We start from the raw sequence: 2500 nt of genomic DNA, 5'->3' as shown, positions 1-2500 counted from the left end.
ACCCTCGGGGGTAGAGCACTGGATGGGTAATGGGGACTCACCGTCTTACTGATCCTAACCAAACTCCGAATACCGAGGAGTAATATCTGGCAGACACACGGCGGGTGCTAACGTCCGTCGTGAAGAGGGAAACAACCCTGACCTACAGCTAAGGCCCCTAATTCATGGCTAAGTGGGAAAGCAGGTGGGACGACCAAAACAACCAGGAGGTTGGCTTAGAAGCAGCCATCCTTTAAAGATAGCGTAACAGCTCACTGGTCTAATTTAAGTTGTCCTGCGGCGAAGATGTAACGGGGCTCAAGCCATGAGCCGAAGCTTAGGATGCCGTAAGGCATGGTAGCGGAGCGTAGTGTGACATAACTCTACGCCTCTTTTGCACTACTTGTAGTGCATAGGAGGCATTGAGTTTTCTGTGAAGCCGGGGCGTGAGCCATCCGGTGGAGAGATCACTAGCGAGAATGATGACATGAGTAGCGACAAACAGGGTGAGAGACCCTGTCGCCGAAAGTCCAAGGGTTCCTGCTTAAAGCTAATCTGAGCAGGGTAAGCCGACCCCTAAGGCGAGGCCGAAAGGCGTAGTCGATGGGAACCAGGTTAATATTCCTGGGCCATGAGGTGGTGACGGATCTCGAAGGTAGTTCATCCTTATCGGATTGAATGGGCTGCTTAGAGGTTCCTGGAAATAGCCCCTCTATAAGATCGTACCCTAAACCGACACAGGTGGACTGGTAGAGAATACCAAGGCGCTTGAGAGAACGATGTTGAAGGAACTCGGCAAAATACCTCCGTAAGTTCGCGAGAAGGAGGCCCAGTTTCTACGCAAGTATTGACTGGGGGCACAAACCAGGGGGTGGCGACTGTTTACTAAAAACACAGGGCTCTGCGAAGTCGTAAGACGACGTATAGGGTCTGACGCCTGCCCGGTGCCTGAAGGTTAAAAGGAGGAGTGCAAGCTCCGAATTGAAGCCCAGGTAAACGGCGGCCGTAACTATAACGGTCCTAAGGTAGCGAAATTCCTTGTCGGGTAAGTTCCGACCTGCACGAATGGCGTAACGACTTCCCCGCTGTCTCCAACATCGACTCAGCGAAATTGAATTGCCTGTCAAGATGCAGGCTTCCCGCGGTTAGACGGAAAGACCCCGTGCACCTTTACTACAGCTTCACACTGGCATCAGGCACAATATGTGCAGAATAGGTGGTAGGCTTTGAAGCAGGAACGCCAGTTTCTGTGGAGCCTCCTTTGAGATACCACCCTTATTCTGCTTGATGTCTAACCGCGGTCCGTTATCCGGATCCGGGACCCTGTGTGGCGGGTAGTTTGACTGGGGCGGTCGCCTCCTAAACAGTAACGGAGGCGCGCGAAGGTTGGCTCAGACCGGTCGGAAATCGGTCGTTGAGTGCAATGGCAGAAGCCAGCCTGACTGCGAGTCTGACAAGACGAGCAGAGACGAAAGTCGGTCATAGTGATCCGGTGGTCCCGAGTGGAAGGGCCATCGCTCAACGGATAAAAGGTACGCCGGGGATAACAGGCTGATGGTGCCCAAGAGTCCATATCGACGGCACCGTTTGGCACCTCGATGTCGGCTCATCTCATCCTGGGGCTGGAGCAGGTCCCAAGGGTACGGCTGTTCGCCGTTTAAAGAGGTACGTGAGCTGGGTTTAGAACGTCGTGAGACAGTTCGGTCCCTATCTGCCGTGGGTGTAGGATACTTGAGAGGAGTTGCCCCTAGTACGAGAGGACCGGGGTGAACGAACCACTGGTGGACCAGTTGTCATGCCAATGGCAGTGCTGGGTAGCTATGTTCGGAAAGGATAACCGCTGAAGGCATCTAAGCGGGAAGCCCCCCTCAAAACAAGGTATCCCTGAGAACCGAGGTAGACCACCTCGTCGATAGGCCAGAGATGTAAGCGCGGCAACGCGTTCAGTTGACTGGTACTAATTGTTCGATAGGCTTGATTTGATCCAGTAGAAGCCAGACTTTTACAGGACTATCTTCAAAAGCTACACGCAAGTGTAAGTGACTTGGATTACGGACATCTTCAGATGTCTGGAAATAGTTTGAATACCTAGGTGGTAATAACGACCGGGTGGCTGTCACGATTGCCATGCAATCATGACCTCGCCACGCGTTCAAAATACCTAAGTATTTTGAACGGTGTTTGTGTTCTTTATTTGGTTTGGTGGTCATAGCGCGAGCAAAACACCCGATCCCATCCCGAACTCGGCCGTTAAGTGCCGTCGCGCCGATGGTACTGCGTCTTAAGACGTGGGAGAGTAGGTCACCGCCAAACCTAATAAGGAACACAAACGTATCTCTCTAACCGATGCGCCTCTCCTATACATAGTTCTTGAGGCAAGCGCAAAAAATCGACCCATAATGTCGATCATTGGCGCGGGATGGAGCAGCCCGGTAGCTCGTCAGGCTCATAACCTGAAGGTCGTAGGTTCAAATCCTACTCCCGCAACCAAAACTAATACCCCAGAAATACCATAGTTTAC

The 2500-nt window shown here is 52.4% G+C and carries 1 tRNA gene and 2 rRNA genes (1 of these 3 cut by a window edge); all 3 read left to right on the top strand.

What is annotated here, in order from left to right:
* Positions 1-1961: ribosomal RNA gene (locus tag BUB72_RS18435) — 23S ribosomal RNA — on the top strand; it begins 873 nt to the left of the window's first position.
* A 216-nt stretch (positions 1962-2177) separates the two neighbouring features.
* Positions 2178-2292 (top strand): 5S ribosomal RNA (gene rrf / locus BUB72_RS18430).
* Between the two features lie 100 nt (positions 2293-2392).
* Positions 2393-2469 (top strand) — tRNA-Met (locus BUB72_RS18425).
* The last annotated feature ends 31 nt before the right edge of the window (positions 2470-2500 follow it).

This window comes from Litoreibacter ascidiaceicola, assembly GCF_900129235.1.
GTDB lineage: Bacteria > Pseudomonadota > Alphaproteobacteria > Rhodobacterales > Rhodobacteraceae > Litoreibacter > Litoreibacter ascidiaceicola.
This window is presented reverse-complemented; position numbering and strand designations above follow the sequence as displayed.